Source organism: Citrobacter sp. MGH110, from assembly GCF_001037515.1.
Taxonomy (GTDB): Bacteria; Pseudomonadota; Gammaproteobacteria; order Enterobacterales; family Enterobacteriaceae; genus Citrobacter; species Citrobacter portucalensis.
Window position 1 is genome coordinate 1,263,666 of sequence record NZ_KQ089830.1, and the last position, 24,460, is coordinate 1,288,125.

A 24,460-nucleotide genomic window follows, 5' to 3' on the forward strand; every position below is an offset into this window, starting at 1 on the left:
TTTCTAGGCGAATAAAATGAATAAAAAAACGTTGATCTCCAATGCAAACAATGAAAAAAACAAAATTCCACCTTTTTTAGCAATTAATGCTAATTCTATTGAACACTGGGCCAGTCAGAGCATTTCAGCACGCACGCGCTTGTCAGTACTGCTGCGAACGCTTGTGCTTTCAACTAATAACAACATCACAAAAATCGATTTTCCCGGGAATGATGACGCACAGCGCCCGGGTTGGGATGGCTATATTGAGACCGCTAGTCCAACCCCCTGGATACCAGAAGGACGGTCAGGCTGGGAGTTTGGCACAAATGTGGGAATAAAACAGAAAGCAGACAGCGATTTTGCCAAAAGTATTGAGGCGCACTCAGCAGAAGAACGCGCCGAAATAACATTTATATTTGTCACCCCAAGACGTTGGGCAGGCAAAGTCCGATGGATAGCTGCACAGCAAAAAAAACAAGTCTGGAAAGAGGTCAGAGCGTACGATTCTAGCGACCTTGAACAATGGCTAGCACAATCATTAGCCGGACAAACATGGTTTGCGAATGAAACCCACATGCCTGCAACAGGTGTTCGCTCTCTGGACCAATGCTGGAATGATTGGGCAAATATCGCTGAGCCGCCTTTACCAGCTGGATTATTCAATTCTGCACTTGCGGCAACCAATCGCACTATACTTGCCCGACTGACCAGTTTACCTGATGGCCCGACATTCATCGCAGCAGACTCAACTGATGAGGCACTAGCCTATATCTCGCAACTGTTACTTAATGAAAATAATGAAGTGTTGGGGAAACTCAGGGAGAAAACTATCGTTTTCGACGAATCAGGTCTTCTGCCTAGTCTGGCTGAAAGTATAAATACTATTATTCCTGTTATCCATACACGTGATGTTGAAAAGGAACTGGCACCTTTTGCAAAAAAAATCCACTCATTTGTTATTTATCCGCGTAATCAGTTAAATAAAACACCCCATGTCATTCTTGAACCAGTCAGCCACGAAACCTTCAACCTGGCATTCGCTAACATAGGATTAACCAGAGACCGACTTACCCGTCTTGAGCATGAATCAGGCCGCTCATTGACCGTACTGCGCCGCAGACTGGCTGATGTGCCTGCAATCCAGCAACCAGAATGGGCGACAAATCTGTCGTTATCTGTTGGTCTTGTACCTTTTATGTTTGCGGGGTCATGGGACAGCAACTGTAATGCGGACAAGTCTGCAATAGAAAAGTTAGCGGGCGACCGGCCATATGAAACGCTTGAAAAATCCTTCCAACATTATCTTCAGTTAAATGATGCTCCAGTCTGGTCCATCGGTAAAATGCGCGGCGTCGTCTCTAAAATAGACTTACTCTATGCCATAAGCGCAGTAATCACAGAACAGGATATTCGCTGTTATCTTGAGGTCGTTCAGGAAGTATTGGATGAAGATGATCCTGCACTCGATTTAGAAGAAGAACAACGCTGGATGGCATCAGTTTATGGAAAAAAACGCCAATTTTCAGGCGCATTTCGAGAGGGGATCTCTGAAACATTAGTTTTGCTGGCTGTACACGGTGATACACTTTTTAAAAGTCGCTTCGGTTTGAACATGGCTGCTGCTGTATCAAACCTTGTTAGTCAATTGCTCCCCAAACCATTGAGCATACGCAAACTTGAGGCAAACGACCGAAATCTACCAGTCTATGCTGAAGCATCACCGCAAACCTTTCTCAGCATCATAGAAATGGACCTCGACAGCAACGCTCCTGCTACACTTGGTCTGCTAAAACCTGCAGGGCCAGGACCTTTTAGCAGCCCAAAGCGCACTGGATTACTATGGGCACTGGAGGGATTGGCATGGGCACCAGAAACATTCTCACGGGTAGTCATCATTCTTGCCCGCCTTGCCAGAGTTGAAATCAATGATAACTGGGCCAACAAGCCCATTAATTCTTTACTGTCGATATTCCGCGCCTGGATGCCGCAGACAGCGGCCTCACACGAAATGCGTGTTGCAATGTTAAAGCGAATGGCAATACGGTTTCCGGATATTGCCTGGAAGATTTGCATCACTCAGTTAGATTATTTTAATCGGGCCGGTTTTTACAACCATAAACCGAAATGGCGCAATGATGCGTTTGGTTTCGGTGAACCATTCAAGACCAGAGTACCTATCAATGCCTTTATTCGTGAGACCGTGGAAATTCTATTGACATGGCAAGGCCACACACTTGCCATGCTGTGTGATTTGATCCAACACCTCAGTGGTTTTGAAGAAGCAGACCAAAGACGAATCTGGCAAATTATGGAGCATTGGGCTATTTGTGATGCCGGTGATGCTGACAAAGCAGTATTACGGGAAAAAATCCGTCAAAAGGTATTGTCAAGACGAGCCGCATTGCGAGCACAAAAGCCCCCGGATTCAGTTGCATTACTTGATGTGGCAAAAAAGGTTTATATTGCCTTGGAACCGGAGAATTTATTGAACCGGCACGCCTGGTTGTTCCGCGAAAATTGGGTTGATGAATCGGCAGACGAAATCGAAAACATTGAAACCCTAGACTTCGAACAACGCACAGCCCGCATTACCGAACGCCGGGTGGAAGCATTGGCTGGAATTTATACACGACAGGGCAATGAAGGACTTTTGTCAATGGCTTGCATGGGCAATACCGCTTGGGAAATAGGTCGTATTGCTGCTGATTCGATAATCCCTATCGATCTGTTATCGGGATTAGTGGCACAATCACTGGAGCTAGCGCTGAAAGACAATACTCCTGAAAAAGCCCATGCCTATCACAAGATAATTGCTGGCGTGATTTATGCCATAAGCGATGAAGAACAGCGCGAACAAGTACTCCGCGATGCAGCTAATCATTCGGAAGAGACATTATTGCAGCTATTATTGTTATCACCATTTACTAAATCTATCTGGGTTATTGTTGAAACCATGAAGCCCGCAAACCAAGAAAACTATTGGGCAGAAATTGTGCCGTTATTGCTGCATCATAAAGAAGAAAGTGAAGAAGCTGTTCACCGCCTGATCCAGGCAAAACGACCCCGAGCAGCATTTGCTTGCATTAAATACCATCCAGAAAAAATCGATGTTGAGCTACTCTATGACTTACTTCAGGAAATTGCGACAGGAGGAGGCAAGGATAAAACCGGGCAGTATTTACTGGACGACTATCATATCGAACAGGCTTTTAATTGTATCAATACCAGCTCGCAATTTACGCTTGAGCAGAAGGCAACCCTTGAGTTTGCTTATCTTGGCATTCTTGCACCTTATGGTGATACTGAAGATAAGGCAGGCATACCCAGTCTGGAACGTTATATCGAAGCGCATCCTGAGCTTTTTGTTCAAGCTATTGTCTGGACATACAAACGAAAGGATGGTCAAACCGACCCTGAGATTTATCAGCTACCCGCAGACCAAATACAAAGTATGGCGGAAAGAGGGCACAACTTACTGGAGGCGATCCATTATCTTCCCGGTCATGATGAGTATGGGCAGCTACAGACTACCAATCTAGAACAATGGATTAACAGCGTCCGACAATCATGTACTGAATTAGGCCGGATTGAGACAGCTGACAGATACATTGGCCACATACTAGCTTCAGCCCAAATTGGCAATGATGGCATATGGCCTTGCGAAGTCGTCAGGGAAGTCCTAGAAAACATCCAGTCCGCAAAAATGATACATGGCATGTCCATGGCCAAATATAATTCACGTGGCATTATTGGTCGTTCAATGGATGAAGGTGGCCTTCAAGAAAAAACGCTGGCAGAGCAATATCGTAAATGGGGCCAGGCTCTACTAGTTACCCATCCCTTTGTCGCCACAAACCTGCTGTTTGACATGGCGAATGGCTATGACGAAGACGCCTCAAGAGAGGATGCCGATGTAAGCTTATCCAGACGCTTGATGCATTGAATTAGCATGCTGCGTCCTCACTCTGAATGCGCAGCCGGATTTCTCCAACCACTGGTTGGAGAAATCCGGGGGAAGGTAGGCAATTCAGCGCTAACATATCCTCAAAGAACTTTAAATAAGCTCTTTGAAGATATATGTTACAGGACACAAAATGACAGAAGGAAATCACCCATGTCCTTTGCTGAAACACTACGCACCCAAACCCAATCACTATCGTTCCGGCAAGTCCAGCTACCCCAATCAGTAACAATATTAGCGTTACTTCATCAGAATTAACTTTCGTGACATTCTCCAGAAACGGTCGGATGTAGGTAAACAGAGTAAACTGCCCCATGAAAAAGATACCGGCGGCACACATACCAACCGCGACATTCTTGTTTCGTAAAGACTCCCTGATACCTTCTCTTCGTGTGACTCTGCGTGTGGTTTATGCGATTATACTGTCTTAGATTCAGGAGGATTACCGTGAACATAATACCGCTTCGCCCCAGCCATGACTGGACAGCACTCGAATTCTTTGCCGGGATTGGTCTTGCCAGAGCAGGGTTAGAACTGGCAGGGATCAAAACGCTGTGGGCGAACGACTATGATGCCAATAAAAAGGCGATGTACGAAGGTCAGTGGGGAAGCGCCGAATTGGTTCTGGCTGATGTGCATTCTTTAAGCGGCGATGACTTACCTTCCGCAGATGTTGCATGGTCCTCTTCACCCTGCACTGATCTTAGCCTTGCCGGAAAACGGGCTGGTCTGCGTGGTGGCCGTGAATCTTCGGCATTTTTTGGCTTTACCCGGCTGATTGCTGAGATGAAAGAGCGTAAACCCCGAGTACTCGTGCTTGAAAATGTTGTGGGGCTGGCCTCTTCGCACGATCGTGAAGATTTGCGTGCAGCCGCAAAAGAATTTAATGCACTGGGTTACAGCGTGGATGTGATCACCCTGGATGCCCGTCGCTTTATCCCGCAATCTCGTCCGCGCCTGTTCCTTGTGGGGGCGTTGACGCCCGTGGAAGGCGGGGAGCACGACACCTGTTTGAGACCGGACTGGCTGGGCTGGTTACATAAAGACCCAGAGATCAGAACATTCATGATGCCGCTTCCCAAAGCACCGGACTTGCTCTCCTCGGGACTAACGCAGGAGATTGAAGCGGTTTCTGAAAATGACTCTCGTTGGTGGAGCAGCGATCGGGTACAACTGTTCGTGGACTCCATGGCTTCAGTGCAGCGTGAACGTCTGGATGCGTTTATCGCGTCAGATGAAATCAGTGCCCGTACCGCTTACCGTCGAACACGAAACGGTATTCCTGTCTGGGAGATGCGTGCAGAAGATATTTCAGGTTGTTTGCGAACAGCCCGGGGAGGATCCTCAAAGCAAGCCGTTGTCATTATGGGCAAAGGAAAGCTTAGTATCCGGTGGATGACAGGCCTGGAATACGCCCGTCTGATGGGGGCTGGGTGGTATTCGCTGGAGAATTTGCGTGACTCGCAGGTGCACTATGGGTTTGGTGATGCTGTAGCCGTGCCCGTTGTCGCATGGGTTGCGAAGCACATGATTCTACCGAATTTGGTTGCTGCTGAAGACGCGAAAGGAAGGACTGTGAATGAATAGTAAGGACGCTGTTGCCGTTTATCTGGAGGCTGCAAAAACCTGGTACGAAATGCAAAGAGCCAGAACGGGAAAAATCAACACAAACGTGATGAATGCGGGGCTTATTGTCTCACATATGGTCCGCGATGGATTACCCATCGATGATGATCGTTTGTATAGCGAAGGAAAAAGCCAGGTCAGAGGCCTGAGTGGCTCCACCATTGAAAGGATCCTTGAGCAGCATGGTGAAACGCGCTTCTTTACTAGTGAAGGCGGACGAACTTCACGCGGTACTGTGCATCTTGCTGCTTCATTCAGGGATATGCTCAACGCATTAACGCCAGGATATGGCAGTACACGGCAAGATACAACACGTCTTGCCTCTGCGCTGGAGGCTTACTTCACATCCTGCGTACGTCTGGATTACTTCGATAAGCAGAGAATCAGTGTAGACATCGACCCGTCCAAACCCGTTTCATCTATTGTGGCCGAGATTGTGAAGGCTGCAGCCGAGCGTTCCGACAAACCAACCGGCGTTGTACTTCAGCATCTGGTTGGTGCGAAGTTACAACTCCGTTTTCCGGATGAGGAAATTGGTTGTGATCGGGCGAACACCGCAGATCTCCAGACTGATAGAGAAGGGGATTTCCAGATCGGGAATACGGCGTTCCATGTCACCACGGCTCCCATGGAGAAGCTGATTAATCGCTGTATTAAAAATCGCAGTGAAGGATACCGACCAGTTATACTTACCCTTGAAGGAAAAGTTCAGGCGGCAAAACAAATGGCCGAGAACGTGAATATGCTTGATCATATCTCTGTCCAGTCAGCGGAGAATTTCATCGGTACCAACATTGAAGAGATAGCTGTGTATGATGGAGACAAAATCAGGCAGAGTATTGCGAAACTGATTCGTACCTATAATGGCCGCATAGATAACATTGAAAGCGACAAGTCTTTGATGATTGAAGAGCCCAAATGGATCAGTAATTCAAAATTCACAACATGCTGATTTCTGTGGCCGCACGAGTGAACCATGAAGTAATAGACCCATGGAGGTTATTTAACATAATATACATTATGCGCACTAACGTAGATAAAGGCTGAATCTGATGTTTTATGGTCATCCTTGTGCTGCTCAATAATGACGCCTCAAAACCCTTTCAAGCACAGTTGCCTCAACAGCGCTAACAGTTCTGGATGATGGCTCTCGACTACAGCTGGTTATGCAAATAGCTGTTTTATGTCTTCTACAATTCCACCGCGACTCTCACTTCACTGAACATTAAAACTGATAACTGTAGTTCACACTGGCAAACCACAGATACGGATTATCGTAACTCCCCTGATAAATTGATGATGACTGTACGTGGGACGACTGCATATGCAGATACGACACAGCAGCACCGATATTGCTTTGTGGTGTAATTTGATATTGCGCTCCGGTAGCAAATCGCCATTCATCACCGGTCGGCAACGTCAGCGCCACATCGCTTTGCGAATTATAGACTGTACTATCAAAAGCTACGCCCGCATTCAAACGCCATTGTTCCGTAGGTCGAAATTGCACACCTAAAGCTGTATGCCACGAATCCTTAAGACGACTGGACTTATCAACTTCTTGCCCGACCACCGTTATTTGCGGCGCGCCGAACTGACTCCAGTCCTGCCAGCCAAGATCGCCCATCACTGACCACTGTTTATTAATGTCATGAACCAGACTTAACATAATCTGCTGTGGAGCATGTACCTGCGCAGAAATAGGCAAATCGTATTCCACGTTCGGTAAGTTCGGGAAACGCGCTTTGCCGTCAATATCAAAATCGTACTCAGTTTTGCTGGTCCAGGAGATACCGGCCCGGGTTTGATCGGTCAGTTCCATCAATAATCCCAGACGATAGCTCATCGCCCAGTCATGATCCTTTTCTTTTTCATCGTTGCCATCAACATTTCGAGTGAGTGACAGAAAACCGTAATTGACGTTAACAGAGCCCCCAACGGAAACCCTGTCACTAAGCTTATAAGCCAGCGATGGACTGAGCGTCATCGCAACCATGGTGCTTTTCTTAATCAGCCGGTCGCCGGACCAATTGCCAAAATCGATCCCCAGACCGTAATTCCCGTATAGCCCAATACCAGCATAAAGATCGTCATTCACCTTCTGGGCATAGAATGCGCTGGCATTTGGAAAGAAGCGCATGATGTCACCGGGGCTTTTACGCCCCGTCTCGTCTTCAAGGGTGTAGGACACATCACCATCCATTGCCTGTAATCCACCGGTGAACATATGATCCGGAAGTCGCGTCATTCCTGCGGGGTTAGTCACGATGGTGGAGGCATCCTGCGCACGCGCTGCCTGCCCCGCCCCTGCCAAAGCCGTATCTTCGGTGCCTATTTCATAAAAATAGAGTGCGCTAGCTTGTGCTAACGGCGAACAAAAAAGACTAAGATAAATCAAGGTCAATTTTTTCATATGCCACCTGCAGAATTTCTTCATTATTGAAGTAGTTAGCGTCTGTAAAAGCGTAGCTCGCAGCATTTAAATTGTCAGGCAAAAGCACCGGATTAAAAGCGCGACTTGTGCATACGTTCGAGCTGAATTTTGTCTGCTTCACTCGCTGTGTCAGCCAGGGACTGAAAACTATCTGGTGCGTAATAAGTTTTCGGTCGCGGAAGCGATTGCATGGAAGTGCCCGGGTAAATTTGTAACTCGCCCAGGCGCGCAAGCCGATATCCTTCGATCACGGCAGGAAAAGTCAGTTGCAGTGGCGTGGCGTTCTCGTACGAAACTGGGGTTGGTAACCGGTTATGCTCAAGATTATAGTTACGCTTTAACACCAGAAATTTATCTGGAACCCTACGTTTACTGTTCCACCAGTCACCGTCCAATTCGCGAAACTTACGCTCAGTTTCAGTCCGGGTTGCGACGCCAAGTTGCAGTAAAACCCGCTGCAGTTCGCGATCCACCGCCGCGTTGTAGGCCGCAATGGATTCCACCCTGCCCTGTAAAATCACGTTGATGGCGATACGAGCACCCAGTAGATTTGAATAGAGATCTTCCGGGGAAAATGCAGAAATCTGCTCAGAAAAACCGGGAACAGACTCGAATCCATACCACTGTGCAATTTCGTGCCATTGAGCCAGTTCAAAGGCCAGATTCCCCGCCAACCAGGCGGCCAATGTGTAACGCTGCGCCATTGCTGCAGGAGGTGTGAAACCGTGTAGCTGTATCCGTCTGACGCCCAATTCTTCGCTGTAAAAAAAACGCCACTGTTGACCAAGTTTTGGATAAATACGAGAAAAGAGGTAAAAGGTGTTATCCGCCGTATCGCGAACGTGCGCTATGTCGATAAAACCCCCACGGTGGGTATAAAGCAGTCCGTTTTTTTCCTCACTCAGTCCAACGATATTTTTCACGGCCCCCAACGCACTATCGTTATAGTGATGACGCCCCAGTGAATCTAACGTTAATACATTGCCAATCTGGTAGACAGGGATCGGCACACCTATCGCCCTGACATGAAGATCATAGCCAAACGCGCAGCATGGGCGTAGTGACTCCGGCGGTGCTAAATGGCCGACAACGGGATATGCCTTATGCGCTTGTTTAAGAGTGAGGCCAGGAACTTCCGCGCAGGCAAATCCGGCTATCAGCAGTAAAAACAGAAATCCTTTAGCCATTCAGAATGCCTCCGCAATTTGAAAATAGAATCCTGCACTCTCTCTCCCAAAACCTAAATCCAGGCGGATATTCATGGCGGGCTTCACTTCAAAGCGATAACCGACACCCGCATTAGGTAAGATCGGATGATGTCCCATATCGTCAATGTTTCTGCCTAAAGCTCCTGCGCCCAACCACAACACGTAACCATGTCGCCAGTTGAGTTTTTTTCGATATTCCACCTGCCCACTTACCACATCCTTATCCCGATAACGCCCCTGGTAATACCCCCGCAGACGGCGGTCATCTCCGGCCATTGATAAACGATCCCACGGCACGTCTCCACGAGTGAAACGTCCCCATAAATCGAACGCCAGCACAGTCCTGTCATCAAGTAAAAGGTAACGATCGTATTGAACCTGTGCTGCCGTAAAATGAGTATCTGAACCAAAAGACGGATCAAACCAGGTGTACTCCAGCTTAAAATAGTGTCCATGCTGCGGGCGCGTGACAACGTCACGTGTGTCGTAACTCAGACTTACACTGGGTCCAGACGATAACGGCGATGTCTGCGCATTATTTAGGCTGAACACGTCCCCCTGATGCGGATCGTCAACGTCCGCCTGCATAGAAGAAAAATCCCAACCCGCGCCGAGATAAACGCGTTCAGCGATTTCTCGCATCAATACAGGATGCAAACTCACGGAGTTGTTGGTGTAATCCTGTTCATTACCCTGGGCTGCGTCGTAGCCAATGCCCCAAAAACCCGTTGGCACTTTGTTCACTGAGCCGTCCACAAACAATCGCCAACGGTCGTCGGTAAAAAAGGTATAACTGCTGATCCCCATTCCCAACGCCCCGCTGGCACTGACATAACCCGTCAAGGAAACAGAGGAGTTCTGAGTTGTTTTATCTGCCGCATCCACCCGGTAGATCCCCGCCACCGCCATGCCAAGACCCAGCTTCAGCTCTGGAGTGTAAAATGGCCCCGGCAACACGCTCCAGTTCACCCCTTTTGCCGGATCGTACTGGTTATCCGCACCCAGCTTCCCGAGGAAAGCGTCAATTGAGGGTTGATCCAATGTTAACGCCTCCGCAGACCAGGTCGTCAGAGCCAATAGCGATGTCAACATGACGCGATAACCGTTCATCAGAAGCGATATTCACCGGCAATAAAGAAGCTATTGCGTTCGTTAAATCCAAACTCCGTCAGGACGTTAAATTGTGGCGTCATTTCAAACTGAGTCCCCAGCAGCATGTTCCACGGAGAGGTCAGATTCTGTTTAACATCAAATCGCCCGTTGCCATCCTGGTTTACGGCCTGGATCAGTGGCTGAAGCTCAGCGGGCATATGCAGATCGGAGAGGCTACCCCTGAACTCCTGCTGCACGTTCTGGTACATACTCCCCACCCAGACGCTCAGATGCGATTCGCCCACCGGCCCCTGAAATTTAAAGCGATATCCAACACGGGGAGACACGGTAAGGGCTGAAATTTTGCCATCCAGAATGTCAAAATCAGTACGGGTATAGTTGGTATCCACCAGGGCAAACCAGTTTTCGTATCCTCCTGCCAAAGTAATACCGGTTCCCCAGGTTGTGCCTTTAAAATCGAGAACAAAATCAATATCCTGTAGCTCACCGCTCTGATAAAGCTGATGCACAGATGATGCGATAATGCGGTCAACACCGGTGTAGCGCGAAGGGTCTGCATCTACTGAAACATTCGAGACCGACGATCCGCGTGTGTGCCCTACCAGCCCGTAAATGTTCAAAAACGGGAAGACCCACATGTCCAGACGTAGGTTTTCAGTTTTGCTCTGTTCACGCGTATGGCCGGCATCAATATTGAACATATCGACAGGAATCGGGTGATTGCCAAGCGCCAGTCCGGAAAAACTGATGCTATTGACATCAATATTTTGCCGCATGTTCATATAGCTCAGGTTGATGCCAAACGGTAGCGGAATGGCATATCCCCGCGCCCTGGCCTCCTCGCCCCAAATCGGAAACGTGCTGGCATCAGTTTCAGCTGCGCTGGCCACGCCGGAAACCCACAGCAACGGAACAACCGCGTGGAACCATTTCATTATTTGTCCTCATTCATTCCGCTCATCCCTACAGGCCAGAGCCAACATTAAAATAAACTGCTTGTTCGTTATCGCTAAAAGCGACATCTACACCGGTACGCAGTCCGTATTCGCGCGCAATCAAATATCGAATACCGCTGCCCCAGGCCACTTCTGCGCTACGGTAAAGCTCTGATGTACTGTCTGCCGCACTTCCAGCACCGACAAAACCCAAAACAATCCAACGCGACGACATTTGCCAGGCTAACTGCGTCTGAACGGTACTCACGTCATCCCCCTGATAGCGATAGCGAGAGATACCACGAAGTTCGATATAAGGGCGCGCCATCGGTGGCAGATGTTTATCCTGCTGCGACAGCGTTTGATAGTCCCCTGCAAGTGAAAGCGTCCAGTCGGCGTTCAGTGGCAGGAAAAACTTGCCTTCGAGCGTCAGCAGGTCGTAGCGATAGTCGCCCCCAAGATAGTGACCGTAGAATTGATACTCGCCGCTAAGAGAAAGCCCGCGTCCGGGCCAAAAGAAGTTATCGGTTGTGTCGTATTCCGCTACCAGCCCCAATGCAGAGGTGATGCTGCTTTCACCCAATAGCTGCCGCCATACCTGGTTGACGAGCGGATTATTGCGGGCGGAGATATTCATCTTTGCCCAGAACTGTGATGCTCCCAGAAAAACGGAGGAATCCCCTGCGCGAAAGAGAAGCTTTTGCATACCGCCATAACCGCGAGTTTCGGTTTCCACGGCCCGGTTATTGCCAAAGCCCAATACGTCACCAGAATATATATCCAGATTGACATCGGCATAGCCTCCTGCAACCAGATAGCGAATGTGGTCATCCTGCCAGGTGTGGCGATGCCCTCCACCTACAAACCAGGTACCGTTTTGCGTTCCGCCACCGCCAAACGCGCTCATGGCCGGGGGAATAAACTGCCCATCAACCTGTCGTCCCTTGCCATGCAGAAACAGACCGAACAGGCCGCCGCCATAACCAACGGCCGGTTCGGTAATAACCAGCGGAATCGGTAGAAAACCGTACGGGTTTTCTTGTAAATAACGGCTCATGTCCACCATGCCGTCTTCAGGATCGATAAGCCCTGTCGCCATAGCGCGCCAGCACAGCAGAGGAATTAGCAGAAAAAGCCAACGCATTATTTCCCGCCTTCTGGCGGTGTTGCGGGTGCGGTATACCAATTCTCTTTGGCCACCATCACGCTGTTTTCTGGCTGTAGCACAAAATTCGGAGACATAATCTGCACGTTAAATTCGTTGAAGACGTCCTGAATATTGCTATGCAGTTCATTACGGGCATCTGCCAGTGATACATCCGGCAGCAGGCGCACCTGCAATTCATAGGAAATATACCAGTCCATCAGACTCAGCTGACGCACCAACGGCGGCTGTGAAAGATCGATTCCTTTGGCCCGCTTGGCTGCCAACTCCAGCATTGCGTGGACCTGGCGCCAGGGCGTGTCGTAGCCAATGGTAACGCCGACCGTCAGGTTGACGCCGCCGTTGGTGCTCTGCGCGCTAAGGTTAGTAATTTTTCCACTAACCACTACCGCATTTGGCACTGTGACCACGTAATTTTCACGAGTGATAATTTTGGTCGCGAGCATACCAATTTCGCTTACCAATCCCTCGTTATCCGCTACCCGAATCATGTCGCCTTTGCGCAGCGCGCGCGAATAGATCAAAACCAGTCCGCTCATTGCGTGGTTCATCACCCCGGCCGACCCCAGCGTGAGCATCAGGCCAAAGAAAACGCTGATACCTTTAAACGCCAGTGAATTGGCACCGGGCAAAAAGGGATAGGCTGCAGATAGCGCAAAGAGCCACACCACTACAGAGATTAACTTACGGGTTGCGCCCACGGTTTCTGGATGAATTCCAGGCAACTGCAAACGCCCTGCCTCCACCTGGTTGAGAACCACCTTAAGCAACTTCAGGATGAACGCCGTGATGAGAAAAATGATCAGGACGATCATCAAGCCAGGTAACGCTGAGACAATCGACAATGCAATATCACGCACTACGCGTACAGACCAGTCACCAAGGGACTCTCCCCAGACGCGCGTCCAGGGAAACAGGCTAAAGACCCAACTCAGCCAAACGTAAAGTGCAACGATACCCAGCAGGATCATCAACAGTGCATACAGGCGTGTCTCGATAGCGCCGATAAAACGCCGCCAACTCTGGGGGATCCAGCTTTTGTTCTCAAAAATGCGACGACGATAAACGCGTCTGACCCAACGCCAGGAACGGTATGCACCGAACCAAAACAGCACCAGTCCCACCAGACCAGCCACCGTTTTCACCGCCGACAGCGCCAGCCAGCCGCTGTTATACTGATCGCTCAATGCAGACCGCTGCGCCTCCATGCGCGCCAGTACGCGCTGCGCAGCCTGGTCGAGCGTAAGATCGTCTCCTTCGTCGAGATCGCCTTGTGTCAGCAACATCACCGGTTTACCGTTCATCACGATAAGCCTTCCCGGCTGGTTATAACGCGTGACCGACACAACCTGTAGCGGTTCGCGAACATCGGCTTCAGTGAAATTTCGTAGCGTATTGCGGATGCGCAGCACCCGTTCTTCTGGCGTGGTAAGGCCGAATTTCGCCTGGAGCATGACAATCGGTTGATGAAAAATATAAACCGTTCGCGCGCGTTCCTTTTCGGTGGGCTCCTGACGAGGTTCCGCCGCATATGTGTTAACAACCAAAGAGGAAAGAAAGCACATTAAAAAAGCGATCACAATCCTGTTCATATTCGCCACCGAAAACACGAGAATTATCGTTATTATTCAAAAAGCCAACGCAAATTTGATTGCTTTTTTTAGCATAGACCAGCCTTTCACTTACGCAATGTTAGTGATAAAGAGATCTTCATTTCATGTGAAAGATGACATTGCCTTTCAAAGGTTCTTTTCCTCATCACTAAATATAAGCGTTCGATTATCTCCTCTGATAAAAAGGTAAATAACGTTTCCCTACGGGGTCAGTCAGCGTATCCACTCGTAAAGAAATAGCACCTCTTTGACCTGAATAGAGCATTTGGCAGCTATGTATCCGCGTGGCTTGCATAGCGTCCTGGTGCGTAAAATTAACTGTCAGTGTGTGTTGCATCGATTCAGCATTATGTTGAAATCCAATAATGATAACTTCTTCCATAATTTATTATTAAATAACTTCCAGATGGAATAACCCCTCCGCCTTAATTAAGCTGCATTAAATTAATCACGATGCGAAAGATATGCCCTGCATTATTCATATTTTTGCAGGAATTCTCGAATAGTTATCTTGTGAAAGTAATTAACCTCCATTAGAAAAAATTTGGAGGATTTTTTTCGTGTCTATACTCAAAAGGCTTTCCTAATGAACGGAGTTCCCCACCATGCATAAAAGTGTCCCTTTTAGAAGGACGATGATTGCCAGTGTGCTAACGTTAGCAGCTGGCGCTGTGTCCACTGTTCATGCTGCACCGGCGACATCTACCGCACCGGAAAATACGCCAAAGCAAGACTCATCTAAACCAAATATTGTCGTTATATTTGGTGATGACATCGGCTACTGGAACCTGAGTACCTACAATCAGGGCACCATGGGATATAAAACCCCAAATATCGACAGCATCGCTGCCGAAGGTGCCAAGTTCACCTCCTACTACGCTGAGCAAAGCTCGACCGCTGGCCGTTCTTCATTCATTACCGGACAAATGCCGTTCCGTACCGGGATGAGTAAGGTGGGGATGCCGGGTGCGCCGCAGGGTCTGCAAAAAGAAGATCCGACCATTGCGAACATCCTGAAGCAACTGGGCTACGCTACTGGCCAGTTTGGTAAAAACCACCTCGGTGATCGCGATGAATTCCTGCCAACCGCGCACGGATTCGATGAGTTCATGGGTAACCTTTACCACCTGAACGCCGAAGAAGAACCGGAGAACCCGGACTACCCGAAAGATCCGGCCTTCCGCAAAGAGTTTGGCCCACGTGGCGTCATTAAGAGCACCGCCGATGGCAAGATTGAAGATACCGGTCCGCTTACCGTCCAGCGTATGAAAACCGTGGACGAAGAAACGCTCGCGGCCAACAACGACTTCATGGAACGTCAGGTTAAAGCCGGTAAGCCATTCTTCACCTGGTTCAATACCACCCGTATGCATAACAAAACGCACCTGAAAGACGGGAGTATTGGTGCTACGGGCCTTGGAACCTACGCTGACGGCATGGTGGAACATGACAAGATGATTGGTGAAGTGCTGCAGAAGATTAAAGATCTCGGCATCGAAGACAATACGATCCTCGTCTATACCACCGATAACGGCCCGATGACAGCAACCTGGCCGGATGCAGGCGAAACGCCTTTCCGCGGCGAGAAGAACACCGGTTGGGAAGGTGGTTTCCGCGTACCTGCGATGATTCGTTGGCCGGGCCACGTTAAGCCTGGCACCATCGTTGACGGCATTTTCGGCAGTAACGACTGGTTCCCTACCCTGGTTGCGGCTGCAGGCGATCCGAACATTAAAAACGAGCTGTTAAAAGGCTACAAAACGCCGTCCATTACCTACAAGGTGCACCTGGATGGCTACAACCAGCTCGACTACCTCCAGGGCAAGGGCCCGAATCAACGTAAAGAGTTCTTCTACTGGAGCGATGACGGCGATCTGCTGGCTATGCGCTACGAACGTTGGAAAGTTCACTTTATGATTCAGGAGCATACCGGTCTTGATCTGTGGAAATACCCGTTCACCAAGCTGCGTACGCCACTGATCTTTGACCTTGAAGTCGATCCGCTGGAGAAAGGCAGCGACGGTAAGGGCTACAACTCCTGGTTCTACGACCGTCTGTTCCTGATGGGCGGCGCGCAGAAATACGCGAAACAGATGCTGGAAACCTTCAAAGAGTTCCCACCGCGTCAGAAACCGGGTTCGTTCACCATTTCCGACGCTTCGGCGATGCTGGAACAAGGCTCTAATATCAATAAATAACCTAAGCCTCCGGGCAGGCTGTTCAGACAGCCTGCCCGTTTTTTGAAGAGTAGTGACGTTTTCTTGTTAGGGGTCTGCTATATGAAGTACAGCACCACACTACCGGTTAAAGCGCTTCCGTCGGCGGAAAAATATGACGGCAAAGGGCCAGAATACAAGCGCCGCTTTCATGTGATGGCCAAGCCCACCGGCTCGACCTGTAACCTTGACTGTTCCTACTGTTTTTACCTGCACAAAGAAGAGCTGCTGCATCAGGACAGACATACTGGCATGAGCGATGAGGTGCTAGAGAATTTCATTCGTCAATACATTGATGGCCAGGACGGCGACCAGGTGGTCTTTTCCTGGCAAGGTGGCGAACCCACATTGATGGGGTTGGAATTCTTCCAGAAAGTAGTCAAATTTCAGAAGCAGTACCAGAAGCCCGGCCAGCGCGTCGAGAACGATTTACAAACTAATGGCGTGTTGTTGAACGACAAATGGGCTGAATTTCTTAAAGAACATCAATTTCTGGTGGGGCTGTCAATTGATGGCCCACGAGAACTGCATGACCGCTACCGTGTCACCCGTAGCGGCAAACCGACATTCGACAAAGTGATGGCAGGCGTTGAGGCCCTCAAGCGTCACGGCGTCCCATTTAACGCCCTGGTCACGGTAAACCGCACCAATGCCCGCTTTCCGTTGGAAGTATACCGCTTCGTCACCCGTGAACTGGGCGCAACCTACGTACAGTTTAACCCGTGCGTCGAACCGGTTGATTTCAAGCAAACCGCACCACAGTTCTGGCAGGACGAAAGCATCCCGTTAACCGGTAGCCGCCGCGCGCGCCCTGGCGATCTTGATTCGATCGTCACCGACTGGTCAGTTGACCCGGAGGACTGGGGCACATTTCTGATCGCCGTGTTTGAAGAGTGGGTTAATAACGATCTGGGCCGCGTACAGGTCAATCTGTTCGAAACGGCGGTCGCGCAGACTATGGGAATGCCTGCTCAAATCTGTACCCATTCAGAATTCTGCGGTAAAGGGCTGGCGATCGAGAAAAACGGCGATATTTTTTCCTGCGATCACTACGTCTATCCCGAGTACCAGATCGGCAATATTGAACATGCCCAACTTTCACACCTGGCTTTTTCCGAACGGCAAAAAGCCTTCGGCATGGGCAAACGCGACACGCTACCCAACTACTGCAAAACCTGCCCTTATCTGAAGCTGTGCTGGGGCGAATGCCCGAAAAACCGCATTGTCCGCGCACCGGACGGCGAGCTGGGGTTGAACTACCTTTGCCCGGGCATTAAAGCCTTTTTTAACTATGCCGAGCCGATTCTGGTGGGCATCACAACCTTACTTAAACGTGATTTTGCAGGGCTACGCCGATGATAAATCGAGAAAAATTATTACAGCTTGAACAACGCATGAATGAGCAGGTTCTCGGTCAGGAAGAGCTGGTGCGCATGCTGATCATCGCCCTGCTTTGTGATGGACACGTTCTGCTGGAAGGCCTACCGGGTCTGGCGAAAACTCGCGCTGTGCGTGAGCTTGCGCGCCACGTTGAGGGGGATTACCGCCGTATTCAGTTCACGCCGGATCTTCTGCCTTCAGACATCACCGGCAGCGAAATCTATCAGCAAAACGCTTCCCGCGAAGAGGATCAGTTCCGCTTCCGCCCTGGCCCGGTGTTCGGCAATATCATTCTCGCCGATGAAATTAACCGCGCCTCGGCGCGCGTGCAGTCCGCTCTGCTGGAAGCCATGGAAGAACGTCACGTAACGGTGGCGGGCAACAGTTGGCCTCTGCCCGGTGTTTTTATGGTCCTTGCCACGCAAAACCCGGTGGATCAGGAAGGAACCTGGCCGCTGCCGGAAGCCCAACTGGACCGTTTTTTGATGAAGGTGCTGGTGCATTACCCGTCTAAAGAAAACGAACAGAAAGTGATGCAACTGGTGCGCAGAGAACAGCAGCAAAAGTACCAACAATTGACGAACGTCACACCGGCCGCACCTGAACAACCCGATGCGCTGATACTGAGCCAACAAGAAATTGCCGAATGTTGGCAGGCTATTTCCGCCGTTCATGTTTCCTCTACTGTCGAAAACTATATCGTCAATCTGGTGGACTTAAGCCGCCATCCGCAGTCAGTGAGCGATACGCTGGCCGGGTACCTGACCTTTGGCATTAGTCCCCGTGGCACCCTGGCCCTTGAGCGTTGCGGTCGCGCGCAGGCCTGGCTGGAAGGTCGGGATGCGGTGCTGCCAGAAGACATTAAAAAGATAGCCCCGGCCGTGTTGCGCCACCGCCTGATGCTCAGCTACCAGGCCAGCGCCGACAACTGCACGCCGGATGATGCCGTACGGATGCTCCTTGATGCCGTGGTAGCGTGATGAACAGTGCCGTTCGCGTTGACCGCGATACGCTGCTGAAGCTCGCTGGCGATGCGCGAGCCATTGCCAATCCGCCAGGGCAGATCCCACCAGGTGCACTTGGCGGAGAGCGCACATCACGACAGCAAGGTCGCGGGCTGAACTTTGACAGCCTACGCCGCTATCAGCCCGGCGACGACGTCCGGCTGATTGACTGGCAGGCCACCGCGCGCATGCGCACGCCGTGGATTCGCCTGTATAACGAAGAGAAAGAACGTCCCGTGTTCTTGTTGGTCGACCAGCGGCGGGATATGTTTTTTTCGACGCGCGTGCAGACTAAATCCGTCGCTGCGGCTAAAACCGCCGGGCTGCTGGCCTGGCGCAGCTGGCACGACGGCGATCGTTTAGGCGGTATCGTCTTTGGTGACCAGGACTTTTCCCTGCGCAAATGCCGTGCGCCAAACGCTTCACTCCCTGCATTTCTCGACGATTTAGTGCAGTACAACCACGCCGTGGCGGACAACTATCCGCATGAAGCCCCCCATCCGCTCACGCTGGCAGCCATCCTGCGCCACAGCCTGCCGTTGATTCCAACCGGCTGCTGGGTCGCGTTAATCAGCGACTTTCACGATATGGATAGTGAATGCGATGCACTGCTGGCGGCCCTGCGCCGTCGGGGAGAAGTAAGCGCGTTCGTGATGCTCGACGATCTGCATTTGCGCCTGCCTGCTCACGGGCGACTGGCGGCCCGTTATGAAGGGCAAGAGGCGGCATTTTCACTCTCGCCTGCACTACAGGACGGCATCAAACAGAGTATTGCAGCGCGGCTTTCGGCGCAGGCGTCGCGCCTCACGCGGCTTGGCGTCCAGGTGAAGCAGATTGTTGTCGCCGGGGATCTGCTCAGACAGCTACAAAAAGGGGTTTAGATGCTGGAGAAAGGATTTACGGTACCCGAACTGGCGGAACCGGTTCTCCCCGATTCACCGTCATGGTTTCCCCTGCCGCCGGGATGGTTCGCTCTGGGCGGCGTCGTGCTTCTCGTGATACTGGTTTTTCTCATCTTTCGCGTCGCCAGATGGCGCCGCAATCTGTGGCGTCGTCAGGCCCTGACGGCCCTCACTCAACCGCAAACGGTGGACAGCTGGCTGCTGCTGATGAAACGTATTTTGCTGGTGCATCAGCCGCGTGAACAGGTCAGCGGTGCGCTGGCCCCTGCCCAATGGCTCCCGTCTGTCCCACTGGATAATGCGCTGCGCCAACGTCTTTGCGAACGATACTGTCAACCAGACAACCAGTTGAGTGATGCCGATACCGCGCGGCTGCGTGTGCAGCTTCGCACCTGGCTTGAAGGACTACCCCATGTCTGAATACTTCTCACGGCTGGCGTTCGCCTGGCCATGGGCCTGGCTGCTACTTATCCTACCGTTGGTAGGCCGCTTTGTGATGGCCAAAGAGCGCTCACTTAAAGAGTATGTTCGGGTCCCTTTTTTGCCCGGGCTGATCAATGAACTCCAGCTCAATAGCCAGCCTGCCCACAGCGGAAAGTTATCGACCGGGCTGTTCTGGCTGGTCTGGGCGCTGCTGGTCTGCGCGCTTGCCCGCCCGGAATTACTGACTCCGCCACAGCATATTGAAAAACCAATGCGCAACATCATGCTGATTCTGGATGTTTCCGGCTCCATGGAGAAAAACGATGTTGCAGGGGGCATCACGCGCCTACAGGCGGTGCAGGAATCGGTTAAAAAATTCGTGGCCGCCCGCAAATCAGATCGTATCGGTCTGGTGATCTTTGCTAACAGCGCCTGGCCATTTGCGCCCGTCAGTGAGGATAAACAGGCGCTGGAAACCCGTATCAATCAGCTTGCGCCAGGCATGGCGGGGCAACAGACGGCGATTGGCGACGCGCTGGGCGTGACGGTGAAGCTGTTAGATTCCAGCGGCGATAATGACGCCAGCAAATTGGCCATTCTTCTGACCGACGGTAACGACACCGCTTCGCAGTTGACACCTCGCCTTGCCGCACAGCTGGCGGCCAGCCACCACGTACAGGTCCACACCATCGCGTTTGGCGACGTGAACAGCGGCGGCGATGACAAAGTGGATTTAGGTCTTTTGCAGGATATCGCCCATACCACCGGCGGGCGCGCATGGACGGCCGAAAACAGCGGTGCGTCGCTGGATGCGGTCTGGCAAGAAATTGACGCCATCACGCCGGTGCAGGTGAAGAGTATTGGCTGGTCATGGCGAATACCGTTGTTTGCCTGGCCTCTCGCTGCCGCACTGGTTTTATTGCTGGCTTTTAATATTTATCGCGCGCTCAGGGAGAGAATGGCATGAGTGATTTTCACTTTTTATACCCCTGGTGTTTGCTGCTGTTGATTCCTGCCATCGCGCTGTGGTGGTTACCCTCTGCCGGGCGTAGCGCCTGGTCACGCATTATGGATAAGTCGCTGGCAAACGCGCTGATCGTCGGGCGACAACGTAAACTTAGTCGGGCGCTGCCGTGGCTGGTGATGCTTGGTGTTATCGCGCTCGCAGGCCCAAGCTGGCAGCGTCAGCTTCCTGCCGCCCTGACGCCAGAAAGCAACGTGATGGTGATTTTGCAGCAGGATACCGCGATGCTTGCCAGCGACCTGCCTCCCAGCAGACATCAGCGGATGCAGACCAAAATTATGTCGCTGATGGAACGCATGCCGGGAACACGCTTTGGCCTGGTGGTCTATAACGCCGGGGCCTGGCTTACCACTCCACTTACCGTCGATACGGCCTTTTACTCGCTGTTCCTGCATGCGCAAACGCCTGCACTATTACCGTCTGGCGAAGGTTCTGGATTACAACATGCGGTCTCGCTGGCAATGCGTAATATGCCCGCCGCGCCGCGCAGCATTATCCTGGTGGCCGATACCTTAAGCGCAGAAGACGCCAGATGGCTTGGCGAACAAAAGACGCCGCTACAAATCTGGGTGCCCGGAACCGCGCAAGGGGGCGCGCTGCCCGAGAAATATGCCGCCAGTGGTACGGATACACGGTTGAACGTTTCGCGCTTCGAGCAGGTGCGCGACGACGGAATTCCGGTCACGCTGGTGACCGCCGATGATGACGACCTGCCCGTGGTACAGAGCCACATCCAGCAAAGCGTCACCGCGCAGAACAATGCCCGCAGCGATTTACACTGGCGGAACGATGGCTGGATGCTAACGATCCCAATACTTGCCCTGCTGTTAATCTGGCGACGCCAGCTCTTTTGCTGGGTGTTGGTCGCGCCGCTGCTGCTCTGGCAGCCTTCCGGCCACGCCGCCTGGCTGGATGCCTGGATAAGCCCCGATGTGCAGGGGCAGCGTGCGTTCTCCAAAGGGGATTACGCCCGCGCGGCCCAGCATTTTAACGATCCACTCCGGCAAGGTATCGCATGGTATCGGGCGGGAAATTATCCCGCCGCTACCGCCGCGTTCCGACAGGCGGAACAAACCCCGGAAGCACTGCTCTGGACAGGCAATAGCTACGCCCAGCAAAAGCAGTGGCAACAGGCGTTGAACAGCTACGATCGGGCGTTAAGCCTGCGCCCGGACTGGAAGCTGGCGCAGGGTAACCGCGCAAAAATCGCCGCAATCATCATGCAACTGCGACAAAAGGAGCGCGAAAATAAATCGGCTCAGGGAGAAGAAGAAGATTATAAACCCGATGAAATTAAGCACGACCTGAAGCCCCACCAGGGGGTAGAACAAAAGGATATTCAGCCCATTGCCGGAGGGAATCCACAGGTGAATCAGTGGTATGAAAATCTGGCGGTTTCACCTTCCGGGCTGTTAGAAAGCCTCTACCGAACCCAGCCAGGAGAAGACCAATGAAGCTTATCTGGTTATTACTGCTGGCGGTACTTCCCTGCCAGGCGGCAATGACGGTCTCCCGCGAATTGATCGCCCCAGAACACGTTGTCCCTGGCCAGCCGGTGCGGGTAGCGGTAACGTTCTGGACAGATTCCTGGTTTAACCCGCCGCCGCAGTGGCCCGATTTCCCAGTAGAAAATGGCGATATTCTAACCAGCACGTCACCGAATCAGTTGCTGACCCGTCACGATGGCGGTACAAGCTGGAGCGGCGTGCGCATGGAACGCCAAATCACTGCATGGGATCAGGGTAAGCTGGATTTACCGGCTTTCGAAATGACATTAACCGCATCCGGGCAAGCCCCCGTAACGGTCAATCTGCCTGCACTGGAAACGGCGGTTAGCTGGCCGACAGGCGTCCAACAACCGGACCGTTTTCTGCCCGCGTCCAGCTTGTCGCTCAGCCAGAAGGTCAATATTTACCGCAGTGGTGAAGATAAAACGCTGCGCGCCGGTGACGTAATCGAACGCGTCGTCACCGCCAGCGCTACCGATGTCATGCCCGCTCAGATCCCACAGCTGCTGTATGCTATAAACGGCACGCACACCCAACGGTTGACACCTGAAAACCGTATGCTGACGTCGGGGCGCGGTGACATTACAGGCGCTGAACGCGTGGAAACACTCCGCTATTTACCGGTTGTTGCAGGAGAAATCACACTACCGCCGATTAAATTACGTTGGTGGGATACAACCCATCAGCAATGGCAAATCGCTGAACTGCCCGGCAGTAAATATACCGTTGCCGCTTCACGCACCGCTGGGGCAGAATCTGTGTTAAAAGGCAGCCGCGACACCTTCACCTGGTCGACCGTGCTGCTGCTGACGGGCGGCCTCGCTTTACTAGTTCTTATGTTTATTTTCCGCCGCACATTGCTGCGTAGCGCGCGTTATTTATCTCACCGCTGGTGCCGATTCTGGCAGCCGATTTCGTTACCGGGACAAACCCCAGATAACAGGAACTCACAATGAAGCGTACGTTAATTACACTGGCTTTATGCGGCCTTTGCAGCACCGCCGCGGCTGAGCCCCTCTCCGCATGGAATGACACGGCAGCCAAACACGCTATTGAAGAATGGGTACAAAATGCCACCAACCCCGATCGTCCAACGTTTATTCCCACTGATAAACGCTACGTCGTATTTGATAATGACGGGACACTGTGGCCGGAAGCGCCGATGACGTTTCAGATCCAGTTCGCGCTGGACGAGATTAAACGTCTTGCCCCAGAAAATCCCAATTGGTCGAACGATCCGCTGGTGCAGGCCGTATTGAAAGACGACCTCAAAAGCGTCGTCGGTTCAGGAGAAAAAGGGCTTATGCACCTGCTATCGCTCACGCACAGTGGCATGACAACGGAGGACTTTACTCAGCGGGTTGCCAACTGGGTTTCAACGCATAAAGACCCACGTTTTGGCTGCCAGTATGACCAGATGGGATATCAACCTATGCGTCAGTTGCTGGATTATCTACGAGAGAATGGCTTTAAAACCTGGATTGTTTCCGGCGGCGGGATAGATTTCATGCGCGTGCTCTCGCAAAAAATGTATGGTATTCCGCCAGAACAGGTGATCGGATCGTTCGCGCTCGGCGAGTTCGCGTTATCCGGAGATGGGACAACAATCACCAAGACGATGTCGGGAGCCTTCAATGATGACGCGGCGAACAAGCCCGTGGCGATCCACCTGTTTATGGGGCAGCGCCCCGTGGGCGCATTTGGCAATAGCGATGGCGATCTCGCCATGCTGCAGTACACGGCCGCCAATCCGGACGCGAAAACCTTCGGACTGCTGGTCCATCATACCGATGCCGCACGTGAATACGCCTATGATAGTCACCCACCCGCAAGCGGAAAACTTGTTGATGGATTAACGCAGGCGAAATCGCATGGCTGGACCGTGGTTGATATGAAACAGGACTGGAAGACCGTATTTGACCCGGCGCAGTGCGTCGTGAAATCATCACCATAACGATCAGTTTAA

General features: G+C 51.5%; 18 protein-coding genes and 1 pseudogene. 12 read left to right on the forward strand and 7 right to left on the reverse strand.

Going from position 1 to position 24,460, the window contains the following annotated elements; translation table 11 throughout:
* Positions 1 to 16: 16 nt before the first annotated feature.
* Positions 17 to 3,925: a hypothetical protein gene (locus SK38_RS05975; RefSeq protein ID WP_048235376.1), complete on the forward strand. Its 3,909-nt coding sequence runs from the start codon at positions 17 to 19 to the stop codon at positions 3,923 to 3,925.
* Positions 3,926 to 4,130: 205 nt separating this feature from the next.
* On the opposite strand, the pseudogene SK38_RS25175 reads toward SK38_RS05975, so the two are convergent.
* Positions 4,131 to 4,286, reverse strand: a pseudogene (locus tag SK38_RS25175) (MFS transporter); the annotation flags it as partial.
* Between the two features lie 104 nt (positions 4,287 to 4,390).
* On the opposite strand from SK38_RS25175, the gene SK38_RS05985 reads away from it, so the two are divergent.
* Both SK38_RS05985 and SK38_RS23705 read left to right on the forward strand, forming a co-directional pair.
* Entirely contained in the window at positions 4,391 to 5,530 is a 1,140-nt protein-coding gene (locus tag SK38_RS05985) for a DNA cytosine methyltransferase (protein ID WP_048235378.1), read from the forward strand.
* Complete coding sequence (locus SK38_RS23705) at positions 5,523 to 6,521, forward strand: DUF4928 family protein (RefSeq protein WP_075553032.1); 999 nt, start codon at positions 5,523 to 5,525, stop codon at positions 6,519 to 6,521. The genes SK38_RS05985 and SK38_RS23705 overlap by 8 nt, the downstream gene beginning before the upstream one ends.
* A 273-nt stretch (positions 6,522 to 6,794) precedes the next feature.
* Here SK38_RS23705 and SK38_RS05995 read toward each other — a convergent pair whose 3' ends face one another.
* The 6 genes from SK38_RS05995 to SK38_RS06020 all read right to left on the reverse strand — a co-directional run bounded on the left by SK38_RS05995 (position 6,795) and on the right by SK38_RS06020 (position 14,016).
* Entirely contained in the window at positions 6,795 to 7,982 is a 1,188-nt protein-coding gene (locus tag SK38_RS05995; protein WP_048235379.1) for an OmpP1/FadL family transporter, read from the reverse strand.
* Between the two features lie 92 nt (positions 7,983 to 8,074).
* Positions 8,075 to 9,190, reverse strand: a complete 1,116-nt coding sequence (locus SK38_RS06000; RefSeq protein WP_048235380.1) for a DUF4056 domain-containing protein — start codon at positions 9,188 to 9,190, stop codon at positions 8,075 to 8,077.
* Positions 9,191 to 10,321, reverse strand: coding sequence for a BamA/TamA family outer membrane protein (locus tag SK38_RS06005; RefSeq protein WP_048235381.1), 1,131 nt, complete (start codon positions 10,319 to 10,321; stop codon positions 9,191 to 9,193).
* Entirely contained in the window at positions 10,321 to 11,259 is a 939-nt protein-coding gene (locus tag SK38_RS06010; RefSeq protein ID WP_048235382.1) for a hypothetical protein, read from the reverse strand. The genes SK38_RS06005 and SK38_RS06010 overlap by 1 nt, the downstream gene beginning before the upstream one ends.
* Before the next feature lie 28 nt (positions 11,260 to 11,287).
* A complete protein-coding gene (locus SK38_RS06015) occupies positions 11,288 to 12,403 on the reverse strand; it encodes a BamA/TamA family outer membrane protein (protein ID WP_048235383.1) in 1,116 nt (371 codons plus the stop codon).
* Positions 12,403 to 14,016 (reverse strand): mechanosensitive ion channel family protein, encoded by a 1,614-nt coding sequence (locus tag SK38_RS06020; RefSeq protein ID WP_032943434.1) that lies wholly within the window; start codon positions 14,014 to 14,016, stop codon positions 12,403 to 12,405. The genes SK38_RS06015 and SK38_RS06020 overlap by 1 nt, the downstream gene beginning before the upstream one ends.
* A gap of 626 nt (positions 14,017 to 14,642) precedes the next feature.
* Here SK38_RS06020 and SK38_RS06025 point away from each other — a divergent pair.
* From SK38_RS06025 to SK38_RS06065, 9 genes are all read left to right on the forward strand, one after another.
* On the forward strand, positions 14,643 to 16,235 hold the full coding sequence (locus tag SK38_RS06025) for an arylsulfatase (protein ID WP_048235384.1): 1,593 nt from the start codon (positions 14,643 to 14,645) through the stop codon (positions 16,233 to 16,235).
* Between the two features lie 81 nt (positions 16,236 to 16,316).
* Positions 16,317 to 17,612 carry an anaerobic sulfatase maturase gene (locus tag SK38_RS06030; RefSeq protein WP_048235385.1) on the forward strand — a complete coding sequence of 432 codons (1,296 nt, stop codon included), beginning with the start codon at positions 16,317 to 16,319 and terminating at the stop codon, positions 17,610 to 17,612.
* Positions 17,609 to 18,613 (forward strand): AAA family ATPase, encoded by a 1,005-nt coding sequence (locus SK38_RS06035; RefSeq protein ID WP_048235386.1) that lies wholly within the window; start codon positions 17,609 to 17,611, stop codon positions 18,611 to 18,613. Before SK38_RS06030 ends, SK38_RS06035 begins: the two co-directional genes overlap by 4 nt.
* Positions 18,613 to 19,518 (forward strand): DUF58 domain-containing protein, encoded by a 906-nt coding sequence (locus SK38_RS06040; protein WP_048235387.1) that lies wholly within the window; start codon positions 18,613 to 18,615, stop codon positions 19,516 to 19,518. Before SK38_RS06035 ends, SK38_RS06040 begins: the two co-directional genes overlap by 1 nt.
* The gene (locus SK38_RS06045) at positions 19,519 to 19,959 is read left to right on the forward strand and encodes a DUF4381 domain-containing protein (RefSeq protein ID WP_048235388.1); all 441 of its coding nucleotides are present in this window, start codon (positions 19,519 to 19,521) and stop codon (positions 19,957 to 19,959) included.
* Complete coding sequence (locus SK38_RS06050; RefSeq protein WP_048235389.1) at positions 19,952 to 20,929, forward strand: VWA domain-containing protein; 978 nt, start codon at positions 19,952 to 19,954, stop codon at positions 20,927 to 20,929. The genes SK38_RS06045 and SK38_RS06050 overlap by 8 nt, the downstream gene beginning before the upstream one ends.
* A complete protein-coding gene (locus SK38_RS06055) occupies positions 20,926 to 22,440 on the forward strand; it encodes a tetratricopeptide repeat protein (RefSeq protein WP_048235390.1) in 1,515 nt (504 codons plus the stop codon). The genes SK38_RS06050 and SK38_RS06055 overlap by 4 nt, the downstream gene beginning before the upstream one ends.
* Positions 22,437 to 23,450, forward strand: coding sequence for a BatD family protein (locus SK38_RS06060; RefSeq protein ID WP_048235391.1), 1,014 nt, complete (start codon positions 22,437 to 22,439; stop codon positions 23,448 to 23,450). Before SK38_RS06055 ends, SK38_RS06060 begins: the two co-directional genes overlap by 4 nt.
* A complete protein-coding gene (locus SK38_RS06065) occupies positions 23,447 to 24,448 on the forward strand; it encodes an HAD family hydrolase (protein ID WP_048235392.1) in 1,002 nt (333 codons plus the stop codon). The genes SK38_RS06060 and SK38_RS06065 overlap by 4 nt, the downstream gene beginning before the upstream one ends.
* The last annotated feature ends 12 nt before the right edge of the window (positions 24,449 to 24,460 follow it).